General features: G+C 43.0%; 15 protein-coding genes. 2 read left to right on the top strand and 13 right to left on the bottom strand.

What is annotated here, in order from left to right:
• Positions 1-2: 2 nt before the first annotated feature.
• The 10 genes from QMA09_RS08035 to QMA09_RS07990 form a co-directional block, all read right to left on the bottom strand.
• Entirely contained in the window at positions 3-2672 is a 2670-nt protein-coding gene (locus QMA09_RS08035; RefSeq protein WP_290212723.1) for a bifunctional glycosyltransferase/CDP-glycerol:glycerophosphate glycerophosphotransferase, read from the bottom strand.
• 1 nt (position 2673) lies between these two features.
• Positions 2674-3837 (bottom strand): glycosyltransferase, encoded by a 1164-nt coding sequence (locus QMA09_RS08030; RefSeq protein WP_290212722.1) that lies wholly within the window; start codon positions 3835-3837, stop codon positions 2674-2676.
• Positions 3838-3886: 49 nt separating this feature from the next.
• Positions 3887-5500 carry an ABC transporter ATP-binding protein gene (locus tag QMA09_RS08025; RefSeq protein WP_290212721.1) on the bottom strand — a complete coding sequence of 538 codons (1614 nt, stop codon included), beginning with the start codon at positions 5498-5500 and terminating at the stop codon, positions 3887-3889.
• Positions 5501-5527: 27 nt separating this feature from the next.
• Positions 5528-6328, bottom strand: coding sequence for an ABC transporter permease (locus QMA09_RS08020; RefSeq protein ID WP_290212720.1), 801 nt, complete (start codon positions 6326-6328; stop codon positions 5528-5530).
• A gap of 38 nt (positions 6329-6366) precedes the next feature.
• Complete coding sequence (gene galE / locus QMA09_RS08015; RefSeq protein ID WP_290212719.1) at positions 6367-7377, bottom strand: UDP-glucose 4-epimerase GalE; 1011 nt, start codon at positions 7375-7377, stop codon at positions 6367-6369.
• 505 nt (positions 7378-7882) lie between these two features.
• Positions 7883-8311 carry a GtrA family protein gene (locus QMA09_RS08010; RefSeq protein ID WP_290212718.1) on the bottom strand — a complete coding sequence of 143 codons (429 nt, stop codon included), beginning with the start codon at positions 8309-8311 and terminating at the stop codon, positions 7883-7885.
• Positions 8304-9260: a glycosyltransferase family 2 protein gene (locus tag QMA09_RS08005; RefSeq protein ID WP_290212717.1), complete on the bottom strand. Its 957-nt coding sequence runs from the start codon at positions 9258-9260 to the stop codon at positions 8304-8306. Before QMA09_RS08005 ends, QMA09_RS08010 begins: the two co-directional genes overlap by 8 nt.
• A gap of 98 nt (positions 9261-9358) precedes the next feature.
• Positions 9359-9622 carry a hypothetical protein gene (locus QMA09_RS08000; RefSeq protein ID WP_290212716.1) on the bottom strand — a complete coding sequence of 88 codons (264 nt, stop codon included), beginning with the start codon at positions 9620-9622 and terminating at the stop codon, positions 9359-9361.
• A gap of 188 nt (positions 9623-9810) precedes the next feature.
• On the bottom strand, positions 9811-10818 hold the full coding sequence (locus QMA09_RS07995; protein ID WP_290212715.1) for a GNAT family N-acetyltransferase: 1008 nt from the start codon (positions 10816-10818) through the stop codon (positions 9811-9813).
• Positions 10818-12092 carry an ATP-binding protein gene (locus QMA09_RS07990; protein ID WP_290212714.1) on the bottom strand — a complete coding sequence of 425 codons (1275 nt, stop codon included), beginning with the start codon at positions 12090-12092 and terminating at the stop codon, positions 10818-10820. Before QMA09_RS07990 ends, QMA09_RS07995 begins: the two co-directional genes overlap by 1 nt.
• Positions 12093-12521: 429 nt before the next feature.
• Between QMA09_RS07990 and QMA09_RS07985 the strand changes: the two genes are divergently transcribed.
• Entirely contained in the window at positions 12522-13520 is a 999-nt protein-coding gene (locus tag QMA09_RS07985; protein ID WP_290212713.1) for a GNAT family N-acetyltransferase, read from the top strand.
• 63 nt (positions 13521-13583) lie between these two features.
• Here the strand turns inward: QMA09_RS07985 and QMA09_RS07980 are convergent, their stop codons facing one another.
• From QMA09_RS07980 to QMA09_RS07970, 3 genes are all read right to left on the bottom strand, one after another.
• Entirely contained in the window at positions 13584-14861 is a 1278-nt protein-coding gene (locus QMA09_RS07980) for an ATP-binding protein (RefSeq protein WP_290212712.1), read from the bottom strand.
• Between the two features lie 251 nt (positions 14862-15112).
• Positions 15113-16009: a UTP--glucose-1-phosphate uridylyltransferase GalU gene (gene galU / locus QMA09_RS07975; protein ID WP_290212711.1), complete on the bottom strand. Its 897-nt coding sequence runs from the start codon at positions 16007-16009 to the stop codon at positions 15113-15115.
• A 231-nt stretch (positions 16010-16240) separates the two neighbouring features.
• Entirely contained in the window at positions 16241-16669 is a 429-nt protein-coding gene (locus QMA09_RS07970) for a VanZ family protein (RefSeq protein ID WP_241666193.1), read from the bottom strand.
• Between the two features lie 236 nt (positions 16670-16905).
• On the opposite strand from QMA09_RS07970, the gene QMA09_RS07965 reads away from it, so the two are divergent.
• Positions 16906-17637, top strand: a complete 732-nt coding sequence (locus tag QMA09_RS07965) for a DUF6904 family protein (RefSeq protein ID WP_290212710.1) — start codon at positions 16906-16908, stop codon at positions 17635-17637.
• Positions 17638-17863: the final 226 nt, after the last annotated feature.

Below are 17863 nucleotides of genomic sequence, written 5' to 3'. Positions count from 1 at the left end.
TTTTATTTAAGACCAAATACTTTTTCTACAACACGGGCCGCAGCATGGCCATCTTCAATGCTGCCGAATTCTGCGACAAAATTTTCTAATGATCCATTAAATTGATCCAATTCGGATGGATGGTTTAAATAATGTACTACTTCACTCATCGTTTCGCAAACTGGACCAGGCGCTTTATCAGCAAAATCAAAATACATGCCGCGTCTTGTGATGTACTCTTCCAAGTCATAGCAATACAAAATGATTGGCCGTTTCAAAAGGGCGTAATCGAACATCACGGAAGAATAATCTGTAATCAAGACATCAGATACTAAATACAGCTCTTGAATATCTTGATATGTTGAAGCATTAATGATGTTAGATGGAAGTTCCAATTGGGAAATTGCCTCAGACAAAAGATAATGCAGGCGCAATAGGACAATTGTATTGCTGTCGGTTTCCTTGCTCAGGGCTTGGACATCATCTAAGACTTTTTCAAACGAGTTCGGATCCCAATCACGGAATGTCGGAGCGAAAAGCACAACTTTTTGCCCTTCCGTAATTCCGAAATGCTGCTGGACTTTTTGCATGATATTTTCCGGCTTCTTGACTAAGATATCGTTTCTCGGATAACCGGTTTCCAAAATCTCACCCGCATAACGGAACCCTCTGCGCAGGATATCGCTCGTATAACGATTAGGAGAGATCAAATAATCCCATGCATCCGTCTGCAGTTTCAAGCCGGCCAATTCGTTCTTATTTGGTGTTTTCTTTTGATCGTAACCCATCTTTTTCAAAGGAGTTCCGTGCCATGTCTGCACGTACACCTGTTTGTCTTTTTTGTTCGCTAAACGGGCCATGCCTTGATTATCGACCCAGAATTTCGCTCGATTCAAATAATAGAAGTGTTTCAGGCTGTTGCGTTTCACTTTGATAGCAGGTCCCGGCACTTCAACGTTATCCGGATTTTGGAAAGACCAGATGTATTTGAAATTTTGGCCGCTGTCTACCAATTGCTCATAAAGGTATTTCGGGCTGTCACTGTATTGTTTGCCCATATGGCTTTCAAACAGTACCCATTTCGGGCGGACAGGAAGTTTGGGTATTAACTTTTCAATCAGCTTTTGATAGCCGGATCGTCCAGTCTGTTTCTTCTTGGATTGGACAATGCTGCTTTGCGACATTTTCCACTTTACAATATCAACAGTTTTAGTCGGAATTACCCGGATTGAGAAAGAATTCTTCTGATTGACAAAAATACCTTTCGCCAAGTCACCTTCTCTCACTTCAATGTTCGGCAGTTCGGCTATATGTGTATTCTTTACAAGTTCTCGATGAAGATTCCCTCTATGTTTAACATAAAGTGAAAGATAGTAGTTTCCAGCAGTCATTTCTTTCACATTGAAATGGACTGTTCCCTTCAACGGTTCTTCTGAAGCCAGAAGAGCTCCTGTTTGCCTATTTCGCAGCATCCAATAAGCAGTGATTTCTGAAAGGTCGATGGAATTGACCTCTACTTCAGCTTTAAAAGAAAATTGTTCATTATCCAAATGGATATCGGAAATCATATATTGAATTTCTGGCCGTTGAATCGCTAAGAACTTTTCATCATTTTTCCCGGGCACAGTTGCGGCAAAATAATAAGAATTCCCTTTGTTGTAGACCCGATTACTTTTTGTCGGCAATCCATTGATATACGAAATGTAATCATCAAACGCCTCTTTATCTCCAATATACAGCAAATAATAAAGAATGCGATCGCGTTCATTCAAGCGTATAAAAGCATACTCATCCATAACTTCATGTAGGTATTCATGAATAAGTGCTTGGAACCTGGCTTTGTAATCTTCATCGAATAATAAATAATCGTTGGTATACAGCTTCAAATCGTGCCTCAAAAACCGATTGTTCTTAAATCCTTGGTATTGCTGTGCCCCTATTTCTTTCAGGAAATGATCATAATACCGGTGGGAAATAATTCTGTTTTCGAAGTTTTCGAATTCAAAACGACGGTTCGAGATTGACTTGACTGCTGCATTTTCCACTACACGCCAATAATAGATCGGCTCTGGGATAATGCTTACAGAATCGGCTAAAAAGTAAGCCTGGCCTGTAAACAGCACGTCTTCATAATGGATGCCTTCTGGAAACCGCAAATGATGTTTATCAAGAAAATTCCTATTGTAAATCTTGTTAGTCGACATACTGTCGAATAACAACATAGTAAATTCCCGGATGTTAATATTGATGCGTTCTTTAGAGTAGATTTGGTTATAATACCAAATTTCATAATTATTAGTACGTATAGCTTGGCCTGCTACGAAATCAGACTTTGTTCTTTCAATCGCCTCAACCATTTTTTCACAAGCAGTCACTGTATACCAATCATCACCATCTAAGAACATGATATATTCACCGGTAGTGTTTTCAATCCCTGTATTACGGGGCGTGCTGCAGCCTCCGCTATTTTCGGAAAGATGGATGGCTTTAAACTTCGGTTTATCCAAAACGTATTGGTCAATCAATTCCCCAGTCCGGTCGGTAGAGAAATCATTTACAATTACTACTTCAAAGTCTTGGAATGTTTGCTCTTTGATCGAATCCAATGCTTCTTCTATATATAATTCATTGTTAAAGGCGATGACAACTACTGAGAGTTTTGGCCGTTTAATGTTATTTAAGCTGCGGACCATTTTACTGACCTCCCAATTCTTCAAAAAGCTCATACCATTGATTTTTGATCATGTCCTTTTCGAACTTCAAGCCATTCGAATAAGCATTCTCGCTAAATTCTTTAAATATTTCCGGGCTACTTGCAAGATGTTTTATCTGGCGCGCTAAAAGCGGCACATCTCCGACCGGAATAATATAGCCGTCTTCGTATTCAGTTACAATTTCCCGGATCCCTGGTGCGCAATCCGTTGAAATACAAGGCAATCCACAGGATTGGGCTTCAATCAGCGACATTGGCAATCCTTCCGCTTTCGAAGATAAGGCGAAGATGCTGGAAGCCGATAGTGCAGATTGGATATCTTCTGTCTGGCCTTCAAGGAAAATGCGGTCTTCCATACCGAATACCCGCACAAGATTTTTGAGTGATTTTTCTGCAGGCCCATCTCCGTAAATATGGAGAGTCCAGCCAGGAATGTCATTTGCTGCTACGCTGAAGGCTTCAATTAATACGTCAAAGCCTTTATCCTCTATAAGTCTTCCTGAAGAAATGATCTTTTTATTGCTGTATAAAAGGTCGGGCTCATTGTATTGGCGGAATGGCGAGGGATTGTGCATAACGCCTGTGTTCGTAAAGCCAAGATTCTGGAAGTAATCAGCGTCTTTTTCAGTCAACAACAAAAACTTCGACACTTGGCGATAATGGCTTAATATGCGTTTATACCTGTGTGAGCCTTTTGATGCTTCGACGCTCTCATGGCTTTGGCCGATTATTTTTATATTGGGTTTGTAGAGGAGTGGGCGAATCCATTGCATACCGTATACCTGTATTGTAATTACAAAGACTTCCTCTTCGCCATAAGCTTCGAAAAAACGCACGACTTCGTCCCGTTTTTTCTTCAGTAAACGGCGCCGGTTCAATTCTTTTGCGACCTTCTTGACCCGGAAAGCTTTTAAGTTTGATGAAATTTCGATTGGCAACGGTGCACGGTAGCCGTCCTGATGCAGGACTTTTACAGGTACATCCGATGAAAAATAACTCGGTACATTTTTTTGCTCATTAATGCTTAAAATCGATACATTATGCCCATCTGCCCTGAAGTCTTCAGTCAAAATGGAGGCAACCCGTTGTGCACCGCCATGATTATTGTATTCATTTATTAGAAAAACGATATTCCTGCTTTGCATGCAATTACTCCTCGAATATTATCCAGCCATTATTCTGACGTGATAATTATTAGTTCTTATCCTTTTTCTCCAGTTGGAGGTACTTCGTAGATGTTTTGATTTCAATTGTTTTATTGTCGATTGAATAAAGTTCAGAAGGATATTCCTGATGTTTGGATGCCCATACTAAAATAGTCATCTTGTTTTGGGGTGCCTGCTTCATCTCATAAATCAAATGGCTCTCATACAATCCATTTTCAAGTTCTTCGAGATCGATGGCCACTTTAAAACTCGAAAAATTATATACTTTCCCTTGGGGATTATAAACCGGATTTTCTGTAATTTCCTCAGTTTCACCAATTTCTGCCTGGTAAACTTTCCGCTGGAACGAAGCGAGATTCGTTAAATGAAATTCCATTGCCACTGAATCGGCTGTTTTTGTTTCATAACCCCGCACAAAAGCGACGCCTTCAATATAGGCGAATTTATCATCGAACCAGATTTTATTGACTTGCTGCTCCACTTTTTCCACATTTTCTATACTCAATTCCAAAGCGTTCTTGTTCGGTGCAAATTTGTATAGGAAATGTTTTTGGGCTGTTTGTTCGCGCTCTTCAATTTCAGCTTTTCCAGACCATAGAGTAAACTCAGCCGTTTCACCTGTTTGAGCACGGTAACGCGCCAGGAAACTAAATTTTCCGGGTTTAAAGAACAACGGAAATTCTTTCTCAGTCATTTGGACTGAAAATCCACTTTCAGCCTTAGACATAGCTTTTACAGCTGTTTCGCCCGTCCGATTATCACGGACCACCAAATCAAATTCTGCATGAACATCCTTGTGATTATGGTCATGGAGATAGCCGCTTATTTCGAATGCAAACCCTTCATGATCGGAGCCGAAAACAAGCTTTTCGATCGAATGTTTGTATTCAATTTCAGCACGCACAGACTCGATCGTTTTTCTGCCGCTCATGAAATCGTTGTAAAGTGAGCCAACAAATTTCGAATCTCCATATGTGATCAATTTCCCTTGATGAACCCACGCTGCTTTAGAACAAAATGATTCTACTGCATTATTGTCATGGCTAACGAAAATGATCGTTTTTCCCTGTTCTTTGAATTCATTCATCTTGTTCATGCATTTTGCACGGAACAGGGAATCCCCTACCGCTAGAGCTTCATCGACAATAAGGATATCTGGATCGACATTGACTGATATGGCAAAGCCGAGTTTTGACTTCATCCCTGCTGAATAGTTTTTCACTGGTTGCTCTATAAATTCGCCCAGTTCGGAAAATCCAATGATGTCATCCACTTTTTCCATCATCTGTTCTTTGGTATAGCCAAGCAAGATGCCCTTCATGAAAATATTGTCATAGCCGCTAAGTTCTGAATCGATGCCAGAACTGACATCTAGAAAGACAATCGATCCGTGGACATCCACGGTGCCGCTTGTAGGTTCTGCGATGCCAGTTATGACTTTCAACAACGTAGACTTGCCGGATCCGTTTTTACCCAAAATGCCGATCGACTCGCCTTTTGGAAAGTCGATTGAGACGTCTTGAAGGGCATAAAAGTCTTTATGGAATTTTTTCTTTGTAAAAACTTCTTTGATTGGCCCCCATGGATCCTTGTACAAACTGTACTTTTTCGTGAGGTCTTTGACACTGACAGCAACGTCCATTTTTATCCTCCTTTCTCGAATGATGTTTTATAGCGTATCAAGGAATACTGGTTTCAATCGTTTATGCAGGTAATTGCCCAGCAAGAAGAATACCAATACCAATAACCAGAAATACAATGTATAAATCGGTTGTTCCCAGAATCCGACTTCATAGAAAAATGAGTCTCTATAGCCTTGGACAATGTAATGGAATGGATTTAGTTTGATGACATTTTCCAGGATTCCTATATCCCCTAAATTATCAGCCGACCAGAATATTGGCGTCATCCAAAACAAGAAAACAAGAATCGTGTCCAGAAAACGCCCGAAATCCTTGCTGACTGCTACAAGCGGAGCGGTAATTGAGCCAATCCCCAGCAGCAGCATAAGTGCGGCAAAATCGTAATAAAGTATCTGCAAGTTGAATATTGATACTTCCTTCAGCGCTATTGCCATCCCGACATACATAACGGCGAGCAATATCAGATGAATGTAATACGAGTAAAGAACTTGAACCGCAGGCAAAATCGCAATGGGAAAAGGCGTATTCTTTATGATCGACCTTTTACTGCGGAATGATTTTTGAGTCAGCCGGAAACCATCGTTCAATAGAAACCACGCGATCATTCCGATCGCAAGCCAAGCAAAATAGGGCGCTCCGTCGACCGGACCGCCTGCTCGTGCACCGATGCTGAATACGAACCAAAAAACAGCAATCCGCATAAGCGGATTGACTAGTCCCCATGCAAATCCAAAAAGTGTACCTGCATATTCTCTTTTTATTTCTTGCAAGGAAAGAGAGTGGATCATATCTCGCCGATTCCACATTTCTTTATATATATCAAACATAAGCGTTCTCCTTTGAACCAAGCCGGAAAGCAACTATCTCATTGAAAGCCATTTGGGTTTTCAGATTGCCATTTCCACGAGTCTTCGCACATTTCTTTTAGATTCTTTTCTGCTTTCCATCCAAGAACCGTTTTTGCTTTTTCAGGATTGGCATAGCACACCCCGATATCTCCAGGACGGCGGTCGATAACTTTGTAAGGAATTTCTTTTGAAGTAGCGTCGCTGAAACTATTGACCAAATCCAGTACGCTATAGCCTGTGCCTGTACCGAGGTTGAACATTTCCACACCTTCGTGCTTTTCCAAATACTCGAGGGCTTTTAAATGTCCTTTTACCAAATCGACAACATGGATATAGTCACGGACCCCTGTGCCATCATGAGTTTCGTAGTCGTTTCCGAATACTTGGAGCTGCTCACGTTTGCCAACAGCTACTTGCGTGATATATGGCATCAGGTTATTTGGAATGCCTTGTGGATTTTCACCGATCCGGCCGCTTTCATGCGCGCCAATCGGATTGAAATAGCGGAGAATCGCAATTCTCCATGATGGATCTGAAACATGAAGATCCATCAAGATTTCTTCTATCATCAATTTTGTTCTGCCATAGGGATTGGTCGCTGACAATGGGAAAGATTCGTCAATCGGCACACGAACTGGATTTCCGTATACTGTTGCAGACGAACTGAAAACTAAGTTTTTGACACCGTATTTATTCATGGCTGCACACAGATTCAATGTCCCCGTAATGTTGTTATGGTAATACGCAAGCGGCATTGCTACAGATTCCCCCACTGCTTTCAATCCGGCGAAATGCATAACCGATTGAATTTGGTGGCGGCTGAAAATCCCTTCCAGCTCCTCGAGTTCCAATAAATCAGTTTTATAAAACGGAAAATCTTTTCCAGTCAATTCCTTAACCCGTTCAATCGATTCCATTTGGCTATTAGACAAATTATCCACTACTACAATATCGTATCCGTTTTTCAATAATTCAACGGCCGCATGGCTGCCGATGAAGCCTGCCCCACCAGTTACTAAAATTGCCACAGTCATCCCTCATTCACATTTTTTTAGAAAGTTTTTCTTATTAAAACGAATTATTATCTATTAAAATATCGAAGATAATCTTTAATTGGTTACTTGCAAATTGCTTGCTGTGCATTACATACCATTTTACCATATTTTGCTCTACCTTATAATTATTAGATGGAATTTAAACAGTTTTTAAAAACAGAAATGCTAATGCTAAAAGAGTTTTGTTGTTTTAAAATCAGAGATAAAACTTCCTGAAGAATGAATACCTACTTAATGACGCAACTCGAAGCTAAAGAGTTTCAAGTTGGATTACTCCATTTATCATAATTTTTTATGAACTAATATTTTCAGTTAAAATTCATTTTCTCCCCATAAAAAAGACAGCCGGTTGCCCAGCTGCCTCGATCACTAATACTAACCCGATTTTATAGTTAACTGACTTTTCAGGTGCCTTTCGCACGGTAAGAGAGGCTATTTTGCGGAATATCGGAACCAACCTCACTCATAACCTCAAGAACTATTTATCAAGAATCCATTTCGAAACGAGATAGGTGAATGGGATTGGCAAAATTGCCGCGATAATTGGTGCGACAAAAAGGTTCATGTCCAGCAAGTCGACAAGCACGAACAGTGATACTGTTGTGACGCTGTAGTTGACGATATAGGTCATCGGGAACTGCAGGAACTTTTTCAAAGTCGGCTTAGTTGTATAAGTGAAATAGCAATTCAGGTAAAACGAGCCGATCATGCTTATGCCGAATGCGAGGGAATGGCTTATGATATAAGGCAAGCCTGTCGCCAACAACAATAGATAAAGGATGTAATAATTAGCTGTGTTGATAAAGCCCACAATTACAAACCTTAAAAACGACTGGTGTTTTTTGATAAGAGCCATAAGCCCGCCGGCTTCACCTTTATCTTGATTTAACGATTCGTTATTATTCATGTCTTTCTCCTGACTCGATATTTGATTTATCGATGATGAAATTCGGGCGCCGTTTGACTTCATAGAAAATCCGTCCTACGTACTCTCCGACCACACCGATGGAGATCAACTGGATACCGCTCAATAGCAGGATTGCAGAGATTAATGTAAAATACCCTGGCATTTCAATGCCGAACATCAGGATGTTGACGAACGAAAAGCCGATGTAGAAAAAGTTCAAAAATGTTATGGCCATACCCAGGTAGATGAAAAAGCGAAGCGGCTTGCTGTTAAACGAAATCAGCCCGTCAATGGCATAGTTCAGCAGGCTGAAAAACCCCCATTTGCTTTCTCCTGCAGTCCGTTCCTGGTTTTCGTATTCAATGATTTTCTTCTCGAAGCCGATCCATGAAAACAAGCCTTTTGAAAAACGGTTGTATTCAGGCATCGACAACAGCGCATCGACAGCTCTTCGGCTTAAGAGGCGAAAGTCGCCAATGCCGTCGCCAAGCTCCACTTCCATCACTTTATTGATGATACCGTAATAAAATTTGGTGGCCAACTTGCGTACAAACCTCTCCCCTTTCCGGGAACGTCTGGCAATGACCTGGTCATATCCCTCTTCTTCATAATAACGAACCATTTCCAGAATCAGATGCGGCGGATGCTGGAGATCGGCGTCGATGATGATGACTACGCCGCCTTGCGCATGGGACAACCCAGCGAGCATTCCTGCCTCTTTCCCGAAATTGCGAGTGAATGATATATACTTCACATGGCTATCCAGGGATGCCAGTTCCTTGATGATTTGTAATGTATCATCTGAACTGCCATCGTCGACAAAAATCATTTCGTAATCGTATATTTTCCGCAGCTCGTAATTTTCGAGTACGGTTTTCACTTCCCTATGGGTATCGAACAAAGGATCACTTTCATTATAGCAAGGGATAATCACCGATAGCTTTTTCATAAAACCCTCCATTTATCATTCATTTCATTTATTCGCAGTAAGGTACTATTTTCAGTTCTATATCCTCGGGAACATAGTAAAACATTTTAAATGTTTTACTATGTTCCCGGTTTTGGTGAAAACATCCAATGGAATTGAGAAAATGACAATTCTTTCATCTCAATCACTTGTGCGCCTGCATTTACATCTTGTTCCAACTGTTTGAGCCTATCACAGCTAGCAGCGCAATTCATACCGAAGATATAGATATAAATTAAAACAGCTGAAAGAGCCACGACCATAAGGGGTTTCGTCACTTTCAGCAATGCAGCCTCTTTATCTTTCAGCGAATAGGCCAGCAATTCAAGCGCAACCAGTACCATGAAGATATAGGTAGCCTATACACCACGAGGCACGAAAGGCATGGAATCCTTTGTACTTTGTATCTAAATAAATCAAAGACAATCTTCAACGATAATATAACACAATATAGCATCCTCGCATTTTATCTACTAGAATAAACAACAATTTTGTTACCACAAAAAAGGCAGCCTCTATCAATTCAGCTGATTTATACCCGGCTGACGTTCCAGGTGCCTTTCGCACGGTATGCTGGAAAGAATTGTTCTTCTTTCGCGGCACCGGATGCTGCGCACAACTCCGCATAGACCCCCTCATTCCATACCTTGCGGCCGACATGAAAATCGAATTCCGTGTTCTTGCCGAATTTCTTTTTAAAGAGCAGCAAACTATCGTCCGGTTCGTTGGTGAAACCGCCGCCCGCATGGATCAGCTCCATGCCATTCTCCTTGCCCCATAAGGCGATCGCATACGTCATCACGTAGACGGGCGATAAATGGTGGTAGCCTTCCAATGTGCCGGACAAATGCGTATGGATTAGATTATTATAGATGAAATGCATTTCCGCCCCAATGACTTCGCCTTCAAACAGTGCCTCCACCAGTACGACATGTTTGCCAAAATACTGCAAGATGCGGTCGAAATAAGCCTTGTCGAAATAATAGAACATGTCGGCGTGCACACGTTCCATATTGATATGATAAAGTTCGGCAAATTTATCGAGATTTTCCGGATTGACGGTAATGCGGGTCTCGATTCCTAAGCGCAGCGCATGGCGGATGGCCTTGCGCGTCGATTTCGAGAATTCTTCCTGGACCGGATCGTCGAAATCCTTTAAATTGGTACCGACTGTTTTCCGCATAAACTCAACATCGTAGCATTCTTTGAAGTCTTCAGCATTGCCGAGGACCGGATGGAAACGGACGAATTCGCCCACGATCTGGTTAGCATCGCAGTATTGCTGGAACGCGTCTTTGAATGCGCAGACCAATTCGGCTTTATCGCCATCTGCGCTGCATGTGATCAGCGGGCCGCCATAACCGTAAGGAGTGACGATGTCGTAGTATTTTTTCCCTTCCACAAGAATCGGGGTTTGCCGCTTTATAAAAAGGTGCGTGACCGAGCCGAGCGGATGCGAAAACTGATAAGCTTCGCAAACCCCACCCTCGATTTCCTCGTATAATCTTCCATAATCCGGTTCGAAAAAAATATCCATCATCACGCTGTCCCCATTTCTGCTATATACGGTTCATATCGGGCAAGGATCATTTCGCGGTTATCGCTCGATATCACTTGAAGCGTTTTATTGATTTTATTGATAACTCGATCAAGGTCTTCTGTGGTTTGGGCAACGATATTGAAGCGCCCGAACATTTGTGCATAAGAACCGGTCATTTCGATGTCGTCTCCAACATGCCGCGAAGACACAAAAGAGATGACTTCCGGAAGTTCCAGGATCTCATCAACGCCCCGGATTTCAGCAATCGTCCCCGCTCCGAGCAAAATCGACAAGTTGCAGGATGGAAAAGGCATGAAACCGCCATCGTATTCCTTCAGGCTGTAGTTGGCCGTTTCTTTGCCCACCGACAAATCGAGCATCATTTCCAACAAACTGACACCCGTCTGTTTTTCGATGACCTGATAATGCTGTTCGCCACTCAGCCGGAAACCCATCTCATAAATATAAAAATCGCCATCGTCGTAAAGCGATTGGATAAACACCAACCCGTTATCGATTTTCAGCCCTTCGATCATCTTGCGGATTCGCTGGTCCACTGTTTCAATGTAGCGCTCCATGTGCTTGGATGGAAACAGCGTCGCAATCGGCAGCGGCGGATGTTCCTTTGTCGCTTTATAAACGTAGCGATCGGTTACCGCGGTCAATATGACGTGACCCTCCTGGACGGTGTAATACATTTCGACGCCATGGGTACTATCGATAAAGCGCTCGACTATGACCTTGCCGCTTTTTGAACGGTGCTCAGCTTTCAAATACGCGTCTTCGAGTTCATGCTGGTCGTAGCATACCGAGATTCCCTGGCTTGCATAGCTGTCCACCGGTTTGACGATGACGGGAAATTCGATGTTTTTCCAAATATTTTCTTCGCTGCTGTATTCTTCAATGACCGGCACGTTGAAGGTGCGGCAGAATTCTTTGAATTTGTCTTTGTTCGATGTAATCGCCAATTGCTCATTGGACGCATAAAACGGCAAATTCAGTTTTTTGCATAATTTCAGGGCGTTCCACGTATTGATGTCATCAAACGCGGTAAAAACCCCGTCAATTTCTTCATCGTTCGCGATTTTCGCCAGCTTTGCGGCATCCGATGTACTGATGTCATAAGCTTTATCCGCAAATTTCTTAGCGGGAGATCCGACATTATTATCCGTTACAATAGCATACATCCCCATTTTCTTAGCGGTTTTCACAACATCGATCATATGAGTAATGCCGCCAAGTATTAGCACTTTTCTCTGTTTAGCCGTTTTCATCCATAACATCTCCCAGCATGTTTTGTAAATGAGCAGCAATCGCTAATCACCCCTGTTGCACCGTGCGTGTGTTTACCGATTTTCAACCATTGTCGGACATAAAGAGCAAATACCTGCTATGAACCAACTAAAAACTGGATGTTCTAGAAACCATTTACCTATTAACTACCAAGTTATCAGTTCATTCACACATTGTCAATGGACTATTCTGAATTTTTAAATACCTGATGAAATTACCTTCTTCGTTAGGTATATCAACTCTTTTTCAAAGAACTTCTTTCAGCTTCCATTCCCATCATGTGTTATTCTTCCTATTTAATAACCCTGATTCATTTAACCTAGTTTTAACCAAGCATTATTATCATTAGTTTAGATTTAAATAAAACACCCCGAATTTCATTTGCAATTACCTAAAGGAGGAAGCACGAAATGGCGGTTATGCTGACAACATTATTGTCTGATATTTTTTTCTTGCCAGAATGGGGCAAAGCCTATGCAACACAGGACCTTGGGGAGAGCAAAGTGTTCGAATTCGCGACCGGCTATGGACATATCTATTACCAGTTTGTCGTTCGGCCGATTCCGATCGCTTTAGGCGACGTGAATTACTACGACACAATCACACCTTTTGGCCAAAGCGGCCCGGTGATCATCAGTTGCGCGGCAGGCAGAAGAAAAGAACTGGCAGCGGCATTTGATGCAGAATTCCAAAAATACTGCATCGCCAATAATATTGTTTCGGAATATGTCCGGTTCAATTCCTGGGTGAAGAATGCCGAAGATTTCAAGGAAATCTACAGCATCGACAACCGGGGAATAACGATGTATATCGACTTGAGCGTAGGGGATTATTTTCTGGAAGAATTCAAATCCAGCACCCGCCAACAAGTCCGCCGGGCATTAAAAAACAATGTCGAAATCGAGTATGATTATACGGGTGCGACGATTGATGAGTTCCATCGACTCTATGAAATCATGGCGAAAAGGAATAACATCCCGAATCATTACCGGTTCTCAAAAGAGCTATTGGCGGAATCTTTTTCGTTGCTGGAAGGCAAACAATTTATCATCTACGCGAAATACGAGGGCCAATACATTTCAGCGGCGATGTATTTACACCATGGCGATTTCCTCCATTACCATCTGTCTGCGAATGACCCTGAATTCTTCAACGTCGCCGGCAACAGCCTCGTACTGAACGAAGGCTGCCGATGGGGCGTCGAGAACGGCAAAAAACAATTGCACCTCGGCGGAGCAACAAGCGATGTGCTTTACCGCTTCAAGCGCGGGTTCACGAAAACCGAGCCGCTCGACATCCTGACAGGCAAAAAAGTCCGCAACGAAACAATTTACAACCTTCTGGTGGATTATAATTTAAGCAGAGGAATAATTGAGAATCCGGAACATTTCCCGCTTTATCGGGGATAATTCGGAAACGAAAAAGGCAGAAGCGAAATTATCGCTTCTGCCTTTTGAAATTCACGGATTTATTTATTGGACCTTTGCTTTAGCTGGTTCATGTTTCGCCAGCACCATATCCGCCCCTTCGCGGGACTCGATTTTCAGCAGCTTATATAGTTTTTCAACCGCTTTGTGTAATGCCTCTTCTGAAGCTGCGACCAGGTTGAACCTGCCGAACATCTGCGCATACGAACCGTTCGCCGCAATCACATCTCCTACTTCGTGGTTGAGGCAATAGGAAACGACTTCTTCCATGAGATTGATCTCATCCATCCCGCTGATTTTCGCAATGGTCCCATTGTCGAGGAGAATCGGCAGGTTGCACGAAGGTTTTGGCATATATCCATAGTCGAATGCCCCAAAATCGTATTTCCCGATATCTTCCCCCACTGCGAACTCGAGCATCATTTCCAGCAAATTGATGCCTGTCTGCTTCTCGATGATTTTATAATGCTGTTCACCGCTGAACCGGAAGCCCATTTCGTAAATGTAGAATGAACCGTCTTCGTATAGCGACTGGATGAACACCAAGCCATTTTCAATTCCCATTCCGCTGATCAGGTTTCGGACATTCGGATCCACATTGTCGATATAATCTTGCTGGTGTTTTGAGGGGAATGTCATCGCTATCGGCAGCGGCGGATGCTCTTTCGATTGCTTATGGACATAGCGGTCAGTCGTGCCATTCAATACGATTTCGCCGTTGCGGACGGCGTAGAACATCTGGACGCCATAAGCATTATCGATGAACGGCTCCACAATGGCCTTGCCAGATTTTGAAAAGCCGAGCGCCTTCTCAAAACCGTCCTTCACTTCTGTTGAATTGTGGCAAACGGTAATGCCTTTGCTGGCATAGCTGTCCACGGGTTTCACGATGACAGGAAACTTCATGTTCTGGATCACTTCATCATCGAGTGTTTTACCTGCAGTATATTCCGGAATGACCGGAACATCATAGCGCCGGCAGAATTCCTTGAATTTATTTTTATTTGAAGAGACTTCCAATTGTTCCTCGGTAGCGTAAAATGGTAATCCTGTCTCACGCGCCAATTTTTCCGCATTCCACGTATTGATATCCTCAAAAGCCGTAAAAATTCCGTCTACCTTTTCTGCACGCACGATTTCCGCCATCTTTTGAATGTCAGCTGTGCTTTCATCAAAAAACTTAGCCGCATGGTCCTTAGCCGGAGATCCCGCAACATTGTCTGCGACAATCGTATAGAACCCCATCGCTTTAGCCGTTTTAACAACATCAATCATATGGCGCGTTCCACCGAGGATCAGAATCTTCTTTTTGCCATCAACCAAATCGAATCCCACCTTTCCTATAGAGCCATCACCTGACCCCATAAGTCAGACTGATTGCCTAGAACTCAAAATCTCACATTACTTTCCGCACAATAAAACACAGGGTATTTATAACTAAGATAGCAGTCCAATTTAAACAAGTCAAATAATTATCTGAATTTTTAATATTTCCAATAACTTTCTCTCTCTATTTCTTCAGATAGACAAAAAAGCGCCGACTGATTCGAATAACGAATCGGCCGGCACTTATTTTAAAATTTCAACTCGATTGCCCGTTTGCGTTCAGCCAGCAAAGCTGCCATGATGCCAGCGACTTCCTCGCCGTATTCATCATTTTTCAAGGCGAACTCCATCGTGGTCCGGATAAAACCGACCATCTCACCGACATCATAGCGCTTTCCTTCGAAATTATAGGCAAACACCTTTTGATGCTGGTTCAAAAGCTGAATGGCGTCTGTCAACTGGATTTCTCCGCCCGCCCCAATTTTATGCTGGCCCAGAAACTGAAAGATTTCCGGTGTCAGGACATAGCGCCCTAAAATCGCTAAATCAGAAGGAGCCGTTCCGGGCATCGGTTTTTCCACAAAGTTTTCGACTTTAAAAAGGCGGCCATCCGCTTCACCAGGATCGATAATGCCGTAACGGTGGGTTTCAGACATCCCGACTTGCTGGACGCCGATTACTGAAGATTGATTGGTTTCGTACTGAGCCATTAACTGCTGAAGAGCAGGTGTTTCAGATTGGATGATGTCATCCCCCAGCAGAACGCCGAAAGGCTCATTGCCGATAAACTTGCGCGCACACCAAATTGCATGGCCCAAGCCTTTCGGTTCTTTTTGGCGGATATAATGGATTTCCACTTTTGAGGAATCGCGAACTTGTTCCAATAGCTCGTATTTTTCGCGTTTCAGCAAATTGTCCTCAAGTTCGAAGTTATTGTCGAAATGGTCTTCAATCGCTCTTTTCCCTTTGCCTGTAACAATAATGATGTCTTCGATCCCCGATTCGATCGCTTCCTCGACAATATATTGGATGGTCGGCTTATTCAATATCGGCAGCATTTCTTTCGGCATCGCTTTCGTGGCAGGCAGAAATCGTGTACCCAGTCCCGCTGCGGGAATAATCGCTTTCGTCACTTTCTTTTTCACTTCGGAACCTCCTCTAATGGTATGGAATTTGCTATTGGTTTTACTAATAGGGTTGCTGGCTATTCATCAATACAGACGCTTTTTGCCCGTATGGCGCAATAAGCCAGGCAAAGGACGCCTAGCCCATGGGCACACCTTCGCTAGTAAAGGGTATGCACTCGATAAATCTTATTTACTTTAATCCAAGTGAACAGAAACCTTTATGCCTTATACTCCATTCTATCAAATTGCTTAATAAGATGTGTCTTCTGCAGCATCACGTTTGAAACTTATCACGATATTAATGAGGACGAATGCCAGAAAAATGCCCAATGTGTCGATAAAGGCATCGAAAAGCCGTCCGTCCCGCTCAAAATACAATTGCAGGATTTCCGTTAATACCGCGAATCCCACAGCGATAACCACTGCTGGCAGATGCTTTTTCAGCCAGCTGAACAGCAGCACATACAATAACGCAAAAGACAGGAAATGACCTGTTTTTTGGATCGTGTAGAAGCTGTCTGAGAAATCTATGTCGTTGATGATCAGGAGATCGGCCAGATTCGGGGACGTGTTAAAACTGAAACCGACAATCCGATCAAATAGAAAAGCGTGTGCGTCATTATTGCAGGTTGCGACAATGATTACCGCAGCCCATACAAATACTAGAAACGGTTTCATTCCCACTGGCCAACTCCCTTCAATTCAACTTCAGATTCTATGCTTTTGGACCTTCTTTTAACGCTTAGTAGATAAGCGGCGTGAAAATAGTATGCTCGTTATTAGACTTATTGTCTATAAAAAATTCTGACAAGTCAAATAACTTATATTCTATACCCTTAATTACCCATCTGTATTATCCTTATAGCAAAGAGAATTCATTATTTTTCAATTAAAACTGGAAAGGGTGGTTACCGATGATCCGAATCCGGCACACGCCAAATTATGCCGGTGTCCATATTTCTGGCGACTATTCCGATTTTGATGAGCTGTATGAGGCAGTGCACCGTATTACACGAAGTCATGAGGAAGACGATGGCTACGGACAGCCGCGCCGCCGGATTCTAGGGCTGTTCAATGAGCTGCGGCAAGCACAGCTCGGCAACCGTGGCTTCGAGGCTGTACCGAACGGCTTTAGCGCGCGGAACGATCTTTGGCTACCGGTGGAACACACAGACAATAACGTGTATTTGAAATTTGAAGCGCTATGGCCAGAGGTTCTTTTCGCATCATTTGCCCTCAACGATTTCATCTTCCATTATATGGACGGTGCAAGAGTCCACAGCTGGGATCCATGGGCAGCGGCTGTCCGCAAATTCCAAAGCGCCGTCGCCAGCTGCTTGGAGGAAACACTGAGCCCTAACCGTTACCGCCAGCTCCGGAAGTACATCGACCCCCATGGATTGTTCGCAAAAACGAAATACCAGAATTATTTAATTCAGTACATTGATCGCTTGAATATCCATTTCCTTCGGCTGCCACCTGAAAGGCGTCCAGAAAACATCAGCATCATGGCAAAACGCATTTGCGAACTCGATTCACTCTATTATGATTTCCGCTCCGATTTCATCGATTTGGCGGAAGGCCTGCAAGTGCACGTTTCCGAACTGCGCTATAAAGAGAATTATCCAGAAACAATTGACTGGTAATCGAATAATGGCAAAGTCTAATCAAAATAAATAACTGTGTATCCCCAACCGTTCTGGCCACTTCGCTTTCCGTGGGCTCAGCTTCAGCCTCCTCGTCACTGAAAAAAGAGTTGCTCCTGCATCGCTGCGCTAGCTTCGTCGCAAACGAGGTTCTTCAAACCTCGTTTCCTGCGGGGTCTTCAGCCTTCGCTGTCCCACAGGAGTCTTCGTGGCCAGACCGGTTGTC

Origin of the sequence: Planococcus sp. APC 3906, from assembly GCF_030407685.1 — a bacterium.
GTDB classification, from domain to species: domain Bacteria; phylum Bacillota; class Bacilli; order Bacillales_A; family Planococcaceae; genus Planococcus; species Planococcus koreensis.
The sequence above is the reverse complement of the archived record's forward strand: the minus strand, read 5'-3'. Positions and strand labels throughout refer to the sequence as shown.

What these genes read in the sequence shown, in the direction of transcription:
- QMA09_RS08035 (WP_290212723.1), bottom strand. Translation starts at nt 2,672, where the DNA reads ATGGTCCGCAGCTTAAATAACATTAAACGGCCAAAACTCTCAGTAGTT.
- QMA09_RS08030 (WP_290212722.1), bottom strand. Translation starts at nt 3,837, where the DNA reads ATGCAAAGCAGGAATATCGTTTTTCTAATAAATGAATACAATAATCAT.
- QMA09_RS08025 (WP_290212721.1), bottom strand. Translation starts at nt 5,500, where the DNA reads ATGGACGTTGCTGTCAGTGTCAAAGACCTCACGAAAAAGTACAGTTTG.
- QMA09_RS08020 (WP_290212720.1), bottom strand. Translation starts at nt 6,328, where the DNA reads ATGTTTGATATATATAAAGAAATGTGGAATCGGCGAGATATGATCCAC.
- QMA09_RS08010 (WP_290212718.1), bottom strand. Translation starts at nt 8,311, where the DNA reads ATGAATAATAACGAATCGTTAAATCAAGATAAAGGTGAAGCCGGCGGG.
- QMA09_RS08005 (WP_290212717.1), bottom strand. Translation starts at nt 9,260, where the DNA reads ATGAAAAAGCTATCGGTGATTATCCCTTGCTATAATGAAAGTGATCCT.
- QMA09_RS08000 (WP_290212716.1), bottom strand. Translation starts at nt 9,622, where the DNA reads ATGGTACTGGTTGCGCTTGAATTGCTGGCCTATTCGCTGAAAGATAAA.
- QMA09_RS07995 (WP_290212715.1), bottom strand. Translation starts at nt 10,818, where the DNA reads ATGATGGATATTTTTTTCGAACCGGATTATGGAAGATTATACGAGGAA.
- QMA09_RS07990 (WP_290212714.1), bottom strand. Translation starts at nt 12,092, where the DNA reads ATGAAAACGGCTAAACAGAGAAAAGTGCTAATACTTGGCGGCATTACT.
- QMA09_RS07985 (WP_290212713.1), top strand. Translation starts at nt 12,522, where the DNA reads ATGGCGGTTATGCTGACAACATTATTGTCTGATATTTTTTTCTTGCCA.
- QMA09_RS07970 (WP_241666193.1), bottom strand. Translation starts at nt 16,669, where the DNA reads ATGAAACCGTTTCTAGTATTTGTATGGGCTGCGGTAATCATTGTCGCA.
- QMA09_RS07965 (WP_290212710.1), top strand. Translation starts at nt 16,906, where the DNA reads ATGATCCGAATCCGGCACACGCCAAATTATGCCGGTGTCCATATTTCT.